Raw genomic sequence first — 251 nt, forward strand, 5'->3', positions numbered from 1 at the left:
TGGCCAGGTCTATGACCTGGTTTCCGGCAGTGCGACCCTGAGCCCCATCCTGACCCCGGCGGGGGTGACCTGCGTCTATAGTGGCATTCTGGCGAGCCTGGATACGGTGACCGACAACCAGTATGTGTCGGGCACACCCGCCCAAGATGCCAAGGATGAGGTGGAGGCCCTGGTCACCTCCGGCGATGGCACCCCCGTTGCGCTGCGCAATGTCTACTTCTACTCCAATAGCCCTGGCCTGGTGTTCAACC

General features: G+C 62.5%; 1 protein-coding gene. It reads left to right on the forward strand.

Features of this window, described 5'->3' with window-relative positions:
• A partial coding sequence (locus tag ACW5XD_RS23985; RefSeq protein ID WP_456497028.1) for a hypothetical protein occupies nt 1–251 on the forward strand: 251 nt, incomplete at both ends.

It is taken from the genome of Aeromonas enterica, from assembly GCF_054052465.1.